The organism is Flagellimonas sp. HMM57 (genome assembly GCF_021390175.1).
Classification (GTDB): domain Bacteria; phylum Bacteroidota; class Bacteroidia; order Flavobacteriales; family Flavobacteriaceae; genus Flagellimonas.
In genome coordinates, this window is record NZ_CP090004.1 from 1,414,267 (window position 1) to 1,429,455 (window position 15,189).

Consider the following 15,189-nt stretch of genomic DNA (forward strand, 5'->3'; position numbering starts at 1 on the left):
AAGAATACGTTAAAAAACTTGATAAAAAAATTCTTTCTCGAAGTTCAATGTACCTTTTAAAGAAAGAAAGTTTATAGCCGCAAAAACATGCACGTTCAGTACTGGTCAATACCCCTTTAAGGATTTAACCTTATTGCAATAGGCCGATGGCGTCATACCTGTTTCATTTTTAAAGACCCTATTGAACGTTGCTTTAGAGTTAAAACCAGACTCCAAACCTATCGAAACCAAGGTATAGTCTTTATAGGATATATTCTGAAACAGATTTTTGGCCTCTTCTACCCGATATTTATTTACAAAAGAAAAGAAGTTTTCATTAGTGCTGGCCTTAATCGCTTCGGATACTTTCTGGGGCGACTCACCAGATAGCACAGCAAGCTTAGAAACAGAGAAGTCAGCATCCAAATAAGGTTTATTTTTTTCCATAAGTATTTTTATTTTGCTCGCTAACTGCTTGATCGGTTCAGTTAATTCCAGTATTGCTTTCCGTTTTTTGTATACGCCCTTTTGCCTAAAAAACAAAAAGCTTAAAACAAAAATCAAAATAACAACAACAGACAATAGAAAAGTTCCCAAGAATAACTCAAAATCATCGTTTTCCACCAACTTGGATATGACATATTCCCATATTGCGAACAAAAAATAAATGGAGGTCAGGATTACCAATATCTTCTGAAGGTTACTGGTATGTACTAGGATAATCAGGTTGTTGTCCGATTTAACTATTTTCCTTTTTTCAAGAAAGACACCAATACTAATTAGCAAAGTACCCACTAAAAACAGCGCATGTACTAAACTGGACAAAAAGGGATATTCAAGCGTGACAGCAGTATATTCAAACACTTCATTTTGGGGTACATTCATATAACCCAAAATACCTATACCCATTAACGTCCAAATAGTAAATGGAACAAGGGTAATCGTAAGTATTCGATTCCATTTAAACTCCTCTTGCAGGACACTTCTACCATAAGCATAAAAGAAAAATAGATTCAGGAAAAGGAAAGATTTATTTATATCAACAAGCAGCGGTATCGAAGTTGAAGGTTCAACAATTTTCAAGATTTCTATAAGCGAGTTGACGGCGCTCATACTTAGCCAAGCAATTAAAACCTTATCATGAAGCTCTTTGTTCTTTTTAAAGAATATAATGGGAAGCAACAGAAATGGAAAAATAACGATCAACAAATAAAGCATTAAGGCTATAAGTCCAACTACTTGTTGTTCATCCATGAATTAATTGCTTTTATGAAATTTATGGTCTTACAAAAGCCCCAAATATATAAACACTTGCTTTCAACTAAAAATTGAGAATTGAATCGGATAAACCAAAAAACAACTCACAATCAAGATTTAAAAGTTTTCCTTTTCTATTTTGATTGGCGCCATTTGATATTTAAAAGGTATGGTGTGCCCAAGGGATTCCTATTGTTTTCTTAAACATCTTGATTATAAAAAGTTAAATTTTCATCGGTTTTTTGTTAAAACAAGTCTCATTAGTTACAAAATGAGACTTCGTCACCTATTGGTTCTTTCATATTTGGAATTCAAAATATAATGACTTTTCATGTTTTTGTTTTCAGTACAATCATTGGTTATTTGAAAATAGCATCATCATAAAACACTCAATAATAAGTATTTGAAAGCAACTTATACTATTTACGTCATGTCTTGGTTTGGATATGCCTAAAAGGATCATCGGAATGTCATTGGTTTTTAAAACTTTAAGATTGAGGTTAGATGATTTCCAAATATGCCGACAATTACTACGACCATTTTTCAAAAAGAAACAGCAAGATCCCACCAGTATTTAGGAAAGAGGAAAACTACATGATGCGGTTTTGTGCTCCCCTTTCACATTTTACTTTTGACAACAACAACCTAACCATAATATATTTTAAAGATGGCGTGGGTGAATTACTATGTACAGATAGACGTGTAAAAGTAGAGGCCAATAAGTTTATAGCAATCAATCCGAGTATAGGGTGGGAATATGTTAACGAAAAAAAGCAATATATCGATGTGCTGAGCATGGTAATCTGTGATAGTTTTAAGAAGCAATTCGATCATTATATCAGTGCATCGCAACGTAAACTCCTCGATGATCCATTTCAAATTGTTACGGAACAAACTTATTTTATGGAACAAACTTTTGGCGCGGATTATTATCGTTCTGGAAATCTCCTACAAGTTGTCCATACATTGAGCAATAATGGCGATTATAGGTTTACATCTGCAGAAGAACTTTGTATGGAAGTGCTACAGGCCATCTATCAAGACCAACATAGGGGATATGACCTTGCCTCTCATATTGAAGCGAAAAAATCTTCCACTAAGCTAGAAACATTGAAACGTCTATTGGTGGCAAACGATTATATTCAGGATAATTTAATGAATCCCATATCCTTGGATGATATATCACGGGTATCCGCACTTTCCAATTATCACTTATACAACTCTTTTAAAAAGATTTATGGCAAAACGCCGCACCAATATATCAATAGGCTAAAAATGGCTAAGGCCAAGATATATGTTCAGGAAAGTCATTTCTCCTTAAGCGAAATATCGGATATTCTTGGTTACAACGACCCAACCGTATTTGGTAAGGTCTTTAAAAAAGCATATGGTCGTCCACCCTCATACTACCGTACCTAAAGCTTAAGTCTGGGTCCGTCTCACTTTTACATACTTGCTCTGTGCAAAGTTGATGGTGAGTCCTTAAGAAGGATAATCTACAAAAAAACCAAAATCTTAATTTTTCGACGAGTTCTTGGATAAAGCCCTGGTTAATTTTACGGTCGGGTTTTAGCGAAATCGTTACTAATTCCAAAACTTAAGCCTTGAAAAAATCAAACTTATATCCATTAGAAACTTACATATTTAATTCGACGCAAAAAGATTTGGCAGCTGCCAAATTCAAAAATAAGATCGACCAGACAATCACAGCATAACCTTCTTTTTTAGAATCAGCAAATGATTGAATCCACATCAAATTTACATGCCAAAAGAAACATATACCCTGAACATGCAAGGTATACAAAAGAATAAATCTGCGGCACCCGAACAATAACTCGCATAGTCAAAACCCCATTTAAAAAAGTAAATATGAAAAAGATCATTATTTTATTTTTAAGCTTATTTGTGCTGGCCTCCTGCAGCAAGGATGATGATAATGAAGCTAGCAAGAAAAGTGGAGCCACCGCTATCACCGCCTTTACCTTTGCCGCTACCGACAATGAAGCCTTGACCGAAGATGTCAAGGCCGAAATTGATGAGGACCAAAAAACGATAAACGCCAAAGTGCCTTCGGATACCGATGTCAAGACGCTAAAACCAAGTATCTCAATATCGGAAAATGCCACAGTAGATCCAAAGGAGAAAACGGCAACTGATTTTAGCAACGACGTTATCTATACCATTACCGGTGAGGATGGCAGCACAGCGAAATATACCGTAGCGGTCACGGTCGAAAAGTCGGATGCGAAACAGATTACTTCTTTCGTGTTCTTGGCAGCGGACAATGATGCCTTGTCCGACGACCTTTCAGCATCTATTGATACTGAGGCAAGGACCATTGCGATAGCGGTTTCCACGGAAGTTGATGTGACCGCTCTTATACCGACCATTTCCATATCTGAGAAAGCTACCATTGACCCTAAAGAAAAGGTGTTGACGGACTTTAGCAGTGCGATCACCTACACGGTAACTGCGGAGGACGATACTAAAGTCGAGTATACTGCAGCCGTTACAAGGCCGCTTACGGAACGAGAGGCACTTGTTGGTATATATAATGCGAACCCGAACAATACACTCGGTTGGGACCTTGAAGAGGCTAATATTGCTAAATGGGACGGAGTAACGCTCGACGACAACGATAGGCTTGTGAGGCTTGATATAGATGGAGCTGGTTTGGACAACTTACCTGCCACAATAGGATACCTGACGAATCTTGAAAACCTGAGTTTGAAAAAAAATTCCCTGACATTGTTGCCTCCGGAGATCGGTAATCTGACAAGTCTTCAAATCTTGGACTTGGATGAAAATTCCTTGACATCGTTGCCTTCCGAGATTGGTAATCTGACAAGTCTTGTAGACTTGAGCTTGTTTAAAAATTCTTTGACATCGTTGCCTTCCGAGATTGGCAATCTAACGAACCTTGTAGATTTGTCGGCGTCAGGTAATTCCTTAACGTCGATACCTTCCGAGATCGGTAATCTAACGAATCTTGTACTATTATTTTTAACCGAAAACTCCCTGACATCGTTGCCTCCCGAAATGGGCAAGCTTACAAAACTTGCGGTATTCTGGGTAGCTAACAATCAAATAACGATTATTCCCCGGGAAATCTGCGCTTTAAACATAGAGACTTTTTTAAAAGATAGCACAGCCGAGTGCGAACAATAGCATGTATTCAAAACTAAATTAATAACCCTACAGATGAAAAAACTGAGCATTCTATTTTTAAGCCTATTTGTACTTGTTTCCTGCAGTAAGGATGATGATAACGATAACGCAAAGAGCAGTGCTAGGGCAATCACTGCTTTTGTATTTGCGGCTACGGCCAATGAAGCATTGACCGAAGATGTAAAGGCCAAAATTGATGAGGACGGAAAGGCGATAAATGCAGAAGTGCCTTTTGGCACCAATATAACGGCACTTAAACCTACCATCACAGTATCCGAAGGAGCCAAGGTGTCGCCAGATAGCAAAGCCGTCAAAGACTTTACGGAAGAAGTGGAATACATGGTCACTGCAGAAGATGGTAGCACCGACAAGTACCTAGTGAACATTGGCATAGCCACCTCTGGGGCCAAAGAAATTATGTCTTTTGTGTTCCTGGCCGAGGACAACGCAGTACTCTCCGAAGACGTGCAAGCGACCATTAACGAAGACGAAAAGACCATTATTGCAGAAGTTCCTTCGGGGACAGATGTAACGGCACTGGTGCCCAATATCGAAATCTCCGCAGGGGCAAAGGTTGCCCCTAATAGTTCCATAGAAACGGACTTTAGCAAGACGGTCACTTACATGGTAACGGCTAACGATGAGAGCTCAATCGAGTACACGGTTACCGTAAATGTGGCATTGAGCGACCGTGAGGTGCTCGTTGCACTGTACAATGCCAACCCGGGTAATACCTTGGATTGGGACCTTGAAGAGCAGGACCTTTCCCAGTGGTCCGGGGTGGAGCTAAATGCAGACGGACGGGTCTATAGGCTAAATATTGGTCAAAGCAACATTGGAGAATTGCCACCCGAAATAAAGTATTTGAAAGCGCTTGAAATTCTGTTGGCATCCTCCAATGAGTTACAAAACATTCCAAAAGAACTAGGAAGTTTGATAGCATTGCAGCGTATCTCCATTGGCAATAATCGTTTGCTATCCGAGATTCCAGAAGAGCTTGCCAGTCTCAAAAAGCTAAAGGGGCTATATGCTTCAAGCTGTAACTTTAACCAGTTTCCCCGCATTGTATTGGAATATCCAGATTTAGAGGATCTTTCGTTATCCGAAAATAAGATAACAGGTTTACCGGCAAATATTGGCCAACTACAAAAGCTAAAAAGACTAGAGTTGGCTTCAAATCAAATTGCTGAGCTTCCAAATGCTTTGTCCGAACTGGAAAGCTTGGAGTCTCTATTTTTATTTTCGAACCAATTGACCAACTTACCTTCCAACATTGGTAATCTAAAGAATCTTCAACGTTTAGAATTATCACGGAATGAAGGCTTGAGCATACCTCAAAGCATTGGAAGTCTTTCTAGTTTGACGATTCTTAACTTGGGCTATAGCTCAATAACAACACTTCCGGATACGATAGGCAACCTTTCCAATTTAGAACTATTGGATGTTCAGCATAATGCTCTTACCGGTTTGCCCGATACCTTGGGGGATTTATCAAATCTACAGTCTTTGATATTGTCGAACAATGAACTTGTTCAAATTCCAGATACGCTGGCCAACCTTTTCAATATCAATTTTTTAGACCTACGATCAAATCAGATTACAATGATACCAAAGGCTATATGTGATTTAGGTATACAAAACTTCTTTAGGGACTCTACCGCCATCTGCGAACAATAACCTAGACCATACATAAAAGCAAAAAATCATACCCCCGTGAAAAGACTAAGCATAATATTCCTAGCTTTTTTTGTACTTGCCTCGTGCAGCAAGGGCGATGACAATAACGGCGACAATAATGCTGGCGGAGACAAAAAGAGCGATGCCAAAGCAATCACGACCTTTACCTTTTTGGCCGACGACAACGTAGCGTTAGCGGATGACGTAAAGGCGACCATTGACGAAGGCGAAAAGGCAATAAATGCAGAAGTACCCTTTGGTACCGATGTCACGGCATTGAAAGCGACCATCACCATATCTGAAAAAACCAAGGTCTCGCCAGAAAGCAAGACAACACAGGACTTTACGGAAGCGGTGGAGTATACCGTTACCGCGGAGGATGGCAGTCAAGTTACCTATGCGGTAACTGTTTCCATAACTGGCCCTACGGACAGACAGGTGTTAAAGCTACTTTTAGATGCAAATCCTGATAATATTCTAGGCTGGAATTTAGATGAAGGTGAACTTAATGATTTAGAAGGAGTGTATTCAATGGATGGCATTGAAATTGACAGTTTGATTCTATTCGAAAAACAGCTTTCCGTAATACCGCCAAGTATAGGTGAACTTTCCAATTTGGTGAATTTAATTGCCTCAGGTAATGCAATCACACAGTTGCCGGGACAGATAGGTGAACTTTCCAATCTACGATATCTTAGCTTAGATGATAATCAGATTACAGATTTACCCGATTCGTTATGGAAGCTTACCAATTTAGAACTGTTGGCATTAGGTGATAATTCCTTGACGAGTTTACCTGCAGAAGTGGGTGCATTGGTCAACTTAAAGTTGTTGGAATTTTCAAATAACCCCATTGTAAGCTTACCGGAGGAGATAGGAAATTTGACAAAACTTGAAAGGTTGACAATTTTTAACAATGACTTGACAAGTCTTCCTACCAGTATTGGAAATCTTGCCAATTTGAGAATCCTTTTTTTATCAGGGAACGAGATTACGGCTCTTCCATCTGAAATAGAAAACCTTACCAACCTTAATTCATTTTATATAGAAAGAAACCAGTTGACCAGTTTACCTGTAGAAATTGGAAATCTTAGCGTATTGAGAGACTTAAGGATTCGATCCAATCCATTGACCAGTATTCCTAAGGAAATCTGTGACTTGGACTTGTTGGTGTTCTTAAGAGATGATACCACTGTGTGCGAACAATAAACTCAAATCAAAACCATAAAATCTTAATCATGAAAAAAATCAGCATACTTTTTTTGAGCCTTTTTGTACTTGCCTCGTGCAGCAAGGACGATGACAATAACGGCGACAATAATGCTGGTGGCGACAAAAAGAGCGATGCCAAAGCAATCACGGCTTTTACCTTTTTGGCCGACGACAATGTAGCGTTAGCGGATGACGTAAAGGCGACCATTGACGAAGACGAAAAAAGGATAACTGCGGAAATACCTCTTGGTACGGATGTAACCTCACTAAAGCCCAGCATCACACTATCGGAAAATGCCACGGTAGACCCAAAAGAAAAAATGACAATCGATTTTAACAATGACGTTACCTATACCGTTACTGCCGAGGATGGTAGCACAAAGAAGTACACCGTTACCGTCACGGTCGAAAAGTCGGATTCGAAGCAAATCACTTCTTTCGTGTTCTTGGCAGTGGACAATGAGGCCCTTTCAGAAGATGTTGAGGCCGAAATCAATGAAGATAATAAAACAATACGTGCTGAGCTGCCTTTTGGTACGGACGTTACGGCCCTCAAATCCAGTATTGAACTATCTGTAGGTGCTGTCATCGACCCAAATGGGAAAGCTGGCGCCGATTTTAGCGATGATGTGGAATATACGGTGACTGCAGAAGATGGCAGTGAGGTAAAATATAGTGTAAGTATCCTTATAACGGAGCTTACGGAACGACAGGTCTTGACAGAATTGTTCAATGCGAACCCAAATAATACATTGGATTGGAATCTAGAAGATGATGATATTTCGAACTGGTCAGGTGTAACCTTAAGAGATGGTAAAGTCGTTGAATTATTTCTCAGAAAAACAGCGTTGAACAATATCCCTTCTTCAATAGGGAGTCTCGGAAATCTTGAAAAATTGTTCTTGGACCAGAATTCCCTAACATCTATTCCTATTACGATCGGTAATTTATCAAACCTGAAGATCCTCGATCTATTTTCGAATTCCTTGACCCAGATTCCAGCTGAAATTACAAATCTTGAGAATCTTAATGAATTATTCTTGGCCAATAATGTTTTAACATCACTCCCTATTTCTTTAGATGGTTTCACCAATCTTACAAAATTACGCCTAGAAAACAATCGTCTAACATCCATTCCTGAATCTATTGGAAGTTTGACAAAGCTTGAGAGATTAAGTCTATCGAACAATGTTCTTACAGCTGTTCCTACTTCCATAGGGAACCTTACAAATCTCGAATTTTTGAATCTTTCGGTCAACTCCTTGACTTCGGTTCCAGCTGAAATCGGCAATCTTAAAGAGTTGCGGTTCTTGTATTTGCAAAACAACCAGCTTACTATCGTTCCAAAGGTTATTTGTGATTTAGATTTTACAATTTTCCAAAAAGACCTTTCCGTTCCATGCGGGCAATAACATGTATTCAAAAACCAAATTCATATACCTAAAGATGAAAAAAGTAAGTATTTTATTTTTAAGCCTATTGGTGCTGGTCTCGTGCAGCAAGGACGATGACAACACTAATGTTGATAAAAGCGATGCCAAGGCCATTACCGCCTTTGTGTTCGCAGCAGCTGATAATGATGCGCTGACCGAAGACATCAAGGCCGAAATTGATGAAGGCGAAAAAACAATAGCGGCCACGGTACCCTCGGGAACCGACGTTAAGGTCTTGAAACCCACCTTGACGGTTTCAGAGAAGGCAAAGACCTCACCTGACAACAAAGCGGCTAAAGACTTTACCGAAGCGGTCGAATATACCGTTACCGCAGAAGATGGCAGTGAGGCCAAGTACGCTGTTACGGTCTCTGTTGGAAAGTCCAGTGCCAAGGAAATCACCTCCTTTGTGTTCCTGGCAGCGGACAACGAAGCCCTTTCAGAAGATGTTGAGGCAGAAATTGATGAAGAGCAGAAGACCATAACCGCAGAAATGCCCATCGGTACGGTCACCACATCTTTAATGCCCAGTATCGTTGTATCGGAGGGCTCCACGGTTTCTCCAGATAATGGAGTGGCAAAAGACTTCAGTACAAAAGTAGAATATAAAGTTACTGCCCAAGACGGCAGTACACTAGTGTATACCATTACAGTAAACGTGGCACTTACCGACCGACAGGTATTGATCGAACTGTACAATGCCAATCCCGATAATACTTTGGCTTGGGACTTGGACGATGAGGACATCTCCAACTGGGAAAATGTTACCGTTAAGAACGGTAGAGTGGTTGGACTGCGCTTTTTTAACGGATTTAACGACGCACCACCCTTTGGAGGGAAAAACCTGACCACCTTACCTGCTTCTATCCGTTACCTGACCAAACTTGAAAGTTTATCCGTACAACAAAACCGCTTAACATCCGTGCCAGCTTCAATAGGCAATCTTAAGAATCTTAAAGTCCTAAATTTAGTTGCGAATTCACTAAGTGAAATTCCTGCTGAAATTGGAAACCTGACAAACCTTAGTGAGTTGTTTATAAGCATTAACCGCTTGACCTCCTTACCAAAAGAGATAGGCAATCTTAAGAATCTTTCCTATTTAGAATTATATAAAAATGATTTTACAGAGGTTCCTGGGGCAATCAATGAACTAAACGGTCTTACGCTTTTAAACTTGTCAGAAAATGAAATAGATAGTTTGAATCCTGAGTTTTTCAACCTTGAGAACCTTACTTATTTGGATTTGAGTGAAAATGCTCTGACAAGCATACCTTCGGAAATTGGAAATCTTGGTGTACTGAGGACTCTATTCCTTGATAATAACAAGCTTACCAATTTACCATCTGAAATGGCTGGTCTTACCCAATTACAATACTTGTACATCCATAGAAATCAGATAACTGTGATACCCTCTGAAATTTGTGATTTACCAAAACTAGAAGGGATTATAAAAGACGATACCGCCGAGTGCGAACAATAATTCAAAAATAAAAAGCATAAAATTTCAACATACAAAGTAAGATGAATAGGAAAATTAGATTTAGCTGGGCATTGCTAGCAGTAGGATTTTTAAGTTGTGATGCGGACGTAGACTTAGATACCAAACGTGACTCTGAAGGAGAAATCAACATAAATGCTTTTGGCGACAATACCGATGGTAGTGTCAGTTTGGGGGGAGAATTTACGATAGAAATCACAGGGTCGGATTCCGACGGTGCGGAATACCTAACAGTTCATATTCCCGCTTTGAATATTACGCTTCATAACTATGGAGGACCAGAGGCCGATCAGGTGGAAGTCGATCACAGTTTCTTGGTGACCGAAATAGACCATACAAGAGAGAATATCATCCAAGTAATCCTTGAAGATGCTAACAGGAATACCTATGAGAAGGAGTATCGTTTTCAAATTAATCAAAACTAAAAACAACATATGAGGAAACAAAAAATAAGGCTTGTTATAGCTCTTGCTGCACTCGGGCTTGGTACTACAAACTTATATGGACAGCGGTTCCATAAAGGCAAGAAAACCTATCAATATACGAAAGATGGGGTCAATTATATTTCCGCCTCATGGCGAGAAACCCTGCCAGAGCAGGAAATAACCAGTGAGATGCACGGAAACAATATTGGAAAGATCGTTTTTTCCAACGAAAAGATTCCATTTAGAAATGAAGATGCCTCAAAATTAAAAACACGTTTGAACGTTAGTGACAACATTTATGGTAGAATGTACTTAGTATGTTCCATACCCAATGACACCCTCTATTCCAATTCTGGAAGAGACAATGATAATCGCGAAGGATTGCAACTATTGACCAAGAAGAAAAAAGTATGGGTGACGCGCGGCCATGATTACTATCGAGATGCCAGAGCTTCGTATAGGTTGTTTATCAATGGGGAGTTGTCCAGTTGGGCCATACAAAATGTAGAGTTCACCGAAGAATCTTTGCACCATACAACACGACAAGTCTGGTTGGCCCCCAAACCGGAGGACGAACCAGTATCCCGGTATTGGTTGCAAGAATTGGATAAACTGCCCGAGGGAGAGCACCATGTTCGCATAGAGTACATTCCTGGCAATAGTAACGATCATGTGATAAGACCCTTGGCCGCGGGCGAATTTACCTTGGTGAAAAGCGGTAACGCCACAGTATCCACTGGCATTAAATATGCTGACCTTGATGAGGCACGAAAAGACCCCAAACTAGCGAATGAAGTGGTTAAAGTAATGTCCAAAGTTTATAAAGACAAAGGATGGGATGGAACTTTGCAGAAGGTGAAATTCAATACGGACTGGAACTCTTTTTATGCAACAGCTTACGGAAAGACCTCTAGGGTTAGGGAAATTAGGTTTTATGCCTATACTGTTCACGATAGCAAGTGTATGATAGAAGAATTTACCATTGGTCAGGCTTACAACGGAAGTGAATTTTCCGGACCTTTGTTCTACAGAAGGGTAATTCCCGGAAGTAAACAGCGTATTGACTGTGATTAGCCTATATTGACGGATTTCTTGCGGACGGACATGCTGAAAAATGTCATGCCATTAAACAGTAATAGCTGCAAAAAACCCGTACAGTGATTTGAAAAAAAATAAACGAAATAGTGCCATAGATGTAGTACGGGGTTTATGTATTCTGGCGGTAATCCTTTTACACCTCAACATTCAAGTGCCTTTTAAGGATACCTTTCTTGGAACGTTTATGCCCAAAAAGTTGTACACCTTATTCTTTTGGAGCGGGTATTATGGTGTAATCGTATTTTTCACTTTATCTGGATACCTAATCACCAATTCCACATTGAAGAAATGGGGGAATCTGACGAAAATCAAAGCCAGTGACTTTTATATCTTAAGAATCGCCAGAATCATGCCCTTATTGTTGGCATTGCTAGCGGTACTGGCTGTATTGCACTTAATGTCCGTTCCTGGATTTGTAATCAACGAGGAGCAAACATCTTTGGGAACAGCCATCTTTTCTGTTTTGACCTTTCATATGAATCACTTGCAATTAGAAGTAGGCTATTTACCGGGCAGTTGGGATATTTTATGGTCTATCTCCATTGAGGAATCTTTTTATCTCGTTTTTCCGCTACTCTGCCTAATTGTCCGTAAGGAATGGCACTTTGCAGCACTAGTGTTGATTTTTCTATTTATATCGCCCTGGGCCAGAACAGGGTTTTTTCCAGAGAACGAGCTGGGAGACCGTAATCATTTGGCATACTTAGACGCGATAGGTATCGGTTGCATCACATCTTTGGCGGTCCATAGAATTAAGGAATTGGCATATTATAAAAATATTGCCTTGGTAAACGGTTTGGCTCTAATCGTTTTGGTATTATTTTTTAGAGGTTTTGTCTACAGATCTGGATTAGCTTCGATTGGTCTAAATGTGACACTGTTATCCTTGGGGACCGGTTTGCTGGTCATTTGGATGCATTATCGTCATATATCCGGGAAACAGAAAAACTACTGGTTACTCAATGGCATAAGAAAAATGGGAATATTGAGCTATGAGATGTATTTAACACATATGTTCATCATTATAGCCTTGGTGGGTGCCTTCAATAAAATCAAGGCTCCAAAGGAAGCTATTTACGTGTTGTATTTATCCACTATTATCCTCTCGTTTTTACTTGCAAAGTACATTAATAAATGGTTGACAAAACCAATCAATTATATGATAAGGAGAAAACATGTTGCTGTTAAAAGTGAAAACAAGTAATATAAAAGTAAGGTTTCTATTTAATCAATGTTATGTAAAACCATCTGACTGAAATAATCCCAGAAAGGTGACTCCCCTTGTACCCAATTTGTTCTTTGAGGCCATGAAAAAAAGTAGTCATTATTTATATTCACCAAGCTTTTTAGGTTTGTACAGGGCTTAATCAATATAATTGTCAAGCAATCCTCTCCTAAGTTTTTTATCAATTTGATTTGTACTTAAAGAATCTGGAAATGCGAACAAGCGATAGATAAGTTCACGAGATCTTATTGTTCTTGGCAGGCTTTCCCCTAAATCCTTAAAAGTCCTGCCTGTATATGTTTCAGAAATACGATAAGGCAAATTACCATTGTAAATTTGTTCTATTTTCAAAGAATTGTGATTGGTTCCAGCAACTTTTGAAATACTTTCTGACAAACTATTGCCTTCATAAAGGGCATTCATACACACCAAAACATGGTGTTTGTCCATTGCCAGATCAAATCGGTACAACCTATAATCCGATTCATCAGGGTTTTCTAGTTTAAATTCAAAAATGATCTCTTTGTACAGATTATCATTATCATCCCAGACACTGATTTTGTATTTGCCTTCAGGAATTCTTTTAATGATGCTCGAATTGGGTTCAAGCTTTTCGTCAACGTACCATACATCGGATAGTTCACCATCAGCATTGAACATCTCAAACGTTACCGACTTTGTACCATTGCTTGTATTCACAAATTTAAAAGACTGTCTCGGGCCATCGGACCGGTCAGCAATAACACCAAAGACAACGGCTATTAACATCAATACAATTAGTACTGAACAGCCTATTTTTAAACCCTTTTTCATCTAAGCGACAATTTGCATAGATATGACCTTTCTTATATCTAGAATTAATTGGTCGTTTTCTTTTTTCTCCTGCTTGAGAAATATCGATTTAAAAAAATATATCAATAGCCCACCTGGAATAAGTCCAACGATTCCTCCTAACGCTGCTGCTAATTTTCTTCCCGGCAAAAATGCAAGAGGTTCTATATTGTTCAACCCCATATATGCGCAGATTAACGAGATGGGTATTAAAACAACATAAATTAAGATGTTGCCTATTTTTGATGATTCTTCAACATTCATCTCTACGATAGCAGGGGATTCCTTTTTCCACTTTAAATCTAACCGCGCTCCTATCTTGGCTCCTTTTCTTATCTTAATTTCATGAGACCAATCTTCTTTTGGGGGTTCTATATCGGAAAATGAAATTTCATATGCTTCGCCAAACTCATTTTTTAGTTTTGCAATAATCTCAGTACAGGTGTTTTTCAAAACTATTTCAATGTCTTCCCCTTCATTCCTAGTAAGATTGTAAGTAATTGTTTCCATGGTCAAGTTATTTTTATTGATACATTATAATTATAACGACGTTACCGTAAAATATTTATAGTACTCAAAGAGCGAAGCGCATAAAAGAATTACCGCCAAAACTTTAATGGTAACCACGTATCCTTTTACTCCAAATATAGATTTGAATACTTTTACAAACATGGTTGTTGATTCTTCGGATGGGGCTTCTGACATAACGAACCAAAAAACCAGTGCAAGAATCAGCAGAATTGTTCCTCCTATCATTATATATCCATTTTTAGAATTAAACTTAATACTTCAACATTTATGTGGTTCATCATCTTACGTTTTATTTGTTTTTCAATTATCAGAAAAAGAGCGTGTGTTATTTACAATTCTGATATCCCATAATGCATTCTCGTGTATAACCAGCAAAACCTGGCGCATCATTTTCTTTAGTGCGACCATTGGAAGACACCTTGTGGCATTGAAATGTTTTGGATTAAAAAAAAACTGCCCTTCAAAGAACAAGAGGGACAAAAACGAACCCATGATTCGTTTACTCGGAACAAGTACGGACATCCTATAAGGAAAATTCTCTTTATGGATGTTACTTACCGCACTTGACCAAGACGGGGAAACTAAACTTTCATTAAAAATTATATGCAAAGTAAAGTAGGTTCGATTGCTATAAAATTCCAGGTTCTGGGTAAAAGTAATAGGTTCACCTACTTATGTATTTGTCAAAAAGTTACTTTTTTCAAAAACAGTAAATAAAAAACCATAGTGTGTTAGGGTTCTTGTGCCATTTAGTCTTCAAAGCCCTTTTATCAAGAGTTTCCTTGAATTACTTTAATTGACAGTGTCGTTGAATATCATTTGTAGAAAGTAAAGAGCAATATCACTAAGGTTTTA

Annotated in this window: 13 protein-coding genes; 9 read left to right on the forward strand and 4 right to left on the reverse strand. The window is 38.8% G+C overall.

Translation table 11 applies throughout. The features are described 5' to 3' along the window. Window positions 1–105: 105 nt before the first annotated feature. Window positions 106–1,233: an AraC family transcriptional regulator gene (locus LV716_RS06265; protein WP_163416899.1), complete on the reverse strand. Its 1,128-nt coding sequence runs from the start codon at window positions 1,231–1,233 to the stop codon at window positions 106–108. A 507-nt stretch (window positions 1,234–1,740) separates the two neighbouring features. On the opposite strand from LV716_RS06265, the gene LV716_RS06270 reads away from it, so the two are divergent. The 9 genes from LV716_RS06270 (at window position 1,741) to LV716_RS06310 (ending at window position 12,951) form a co-directional block, all read left to right on the forward strand. Next, window positions 1,741–2,655, forward strand: coding sequence for an AraC family transcriptional regulator (locus LV716_RS06270; protein ID WP_163416900.1), 915 nt, complete (start codon window positions 1,741–1,743; stop codon window positions 2,653–2,655). A 450-nt stretch (window positions 2,656–3,105) separates the two neighbouring features. Beyond that, window positions 3,106–4,404: a DUF5018 domain-containing protein gene (locus LV716_RS06275; protein WP_163416901.1), complete on the forward strand. Its 1,299-nt coding sequence runs from the start codon at window positions 3,106–3,108 to the stop codon at window positions 4,402–4,404. A gap of 33 nt (window positions 4,405–4,437) precedes the next feature. Continuing rightward, entirely contained in the window at window positions 4,438–6,081 is a 1,644-nt protein-coding gene (locus LV716_RS06280; RefSeq protein WP_163416902.1) for a DUF5018 domain-containing protein, read from the forward strand. A 36-nt stretch (window positions 6,082–6,117) separates the two neighbouring features. Beyond that, entirely contained in the window at window positions 6,118–7,290 is a 1,173-nt protein-coding gene (locus tag LV716_RS06285; RefSeq protein ID WP_163416903.1) for a leucine-rich repeat domain-containing protein, read from the forward strand. A gap of 29 nt (window positions 7,291–7,319) precedes the next feature. Further along, the gene (locus LV716_RS06290) at window positions 7,320–8,705 is read left to right on the forward strand and encodes a DUF5018 domain-containing protein (protein WP_163416904.1); all 1,386 of its coding nucleotides are present in this window, start codon (window positions 7,320–7,322) and stop codon (window positions 8,703–8,705) included. A gap of 34 nt (window positions 8,706–8,739) precedes the next feature. Continuing rightward, entirely contained in the window at window positions 8,740–10,206 is a 1,467-nt protein-coding gene (locus LV716_RS06295; protein ID WP_163416905.1) for a leucine-rich repeat domain-containing protein, read from the forward strand. A gap of 41 nt (window positions 10,207–10,247) precedes the next feature. Continuing rightward, window positions 10,248–10,649, forward strand: coding sequence for a hypothetical protein (locus tag LV716_RS06300; RefSeq protein WP_163416906.1), 402 nt, complete (start codon window positions 10,248–10,250; stop codon window positions 10,647–10,649). Between the two features lie 9 nt (window positions 10,650–10,658). Continuing rightward, window positions 10,659–11,723 (forward strand): hypothetical protein, encoded by a 1,065-nt coding sequence (locus tag LV716_RS06305; protein WP_163416907.1) that lies wholly within the window; start codon window positions 10,659–10,661, stop codon window positions 11,721–11,723. Between the two features lie 88 nt (window positions 11,724–11,811). Beyond that, on the forward strand, window positions 11,812–12,951 hold the full coding sequence (locus tag LV716_RS06310) for an acyltransferase (protein ID WP_163416908.1): 1,140 nt from the start codon (window positions 11,812–11,814) through the stop codon (window positions 12,949–12,951). 159 nt (window positions 12,952–13,110) lie between these two features. Here the strand turns inward: LV716_RS06310 and LV716_RS06315 are convergent, their stop codons facing one another. Genes LV716_RS06315 through LV716_RS06325 form a run of 3 tightly spaced genes read right to left on the reverse strand, consistent with a single transcriptional unit; the run spans window position 13,111 to window position 14,559 of the window. Next, window positions 13,111–13,785 carry a hypothetical protein gene (locus LV716_RS06315; RefSeq protein ID WP_163416909.1) on the reverse strand — a complete coding sequence of 225 codons (675 nt, stop codon included), beginning with the start codon at window positions 13,783–13,785 and terminating at the stop codon, window positions 13,111–13,113. After that, the gene (locus tag LV716_RS06320) at window positions 13,786–14,313 is read right to left on the reverse strand and encodes a hypothetical protein (protein WP_163416910.1); all 528 of its coding nucleotides are present in this window, start codon (window positions 14,311–14,313) and stop codon (window positions 13,786–13,788) included. 30 nt (window positions 14,314–14,343) lie between these two features. Then, on the reverse strand, window positions 14,344–14,559 hold the full coding sequence (locus LV716_RS06325; protein ID WP_163416911.1) for a hypothetical protein: 216 nt from the start codon (window positions 14,557–14,559) through the stop codon (window positions 14,344–14,346). Window positions 14,560–15,189 lie beyond the last annotated feature (630 nt).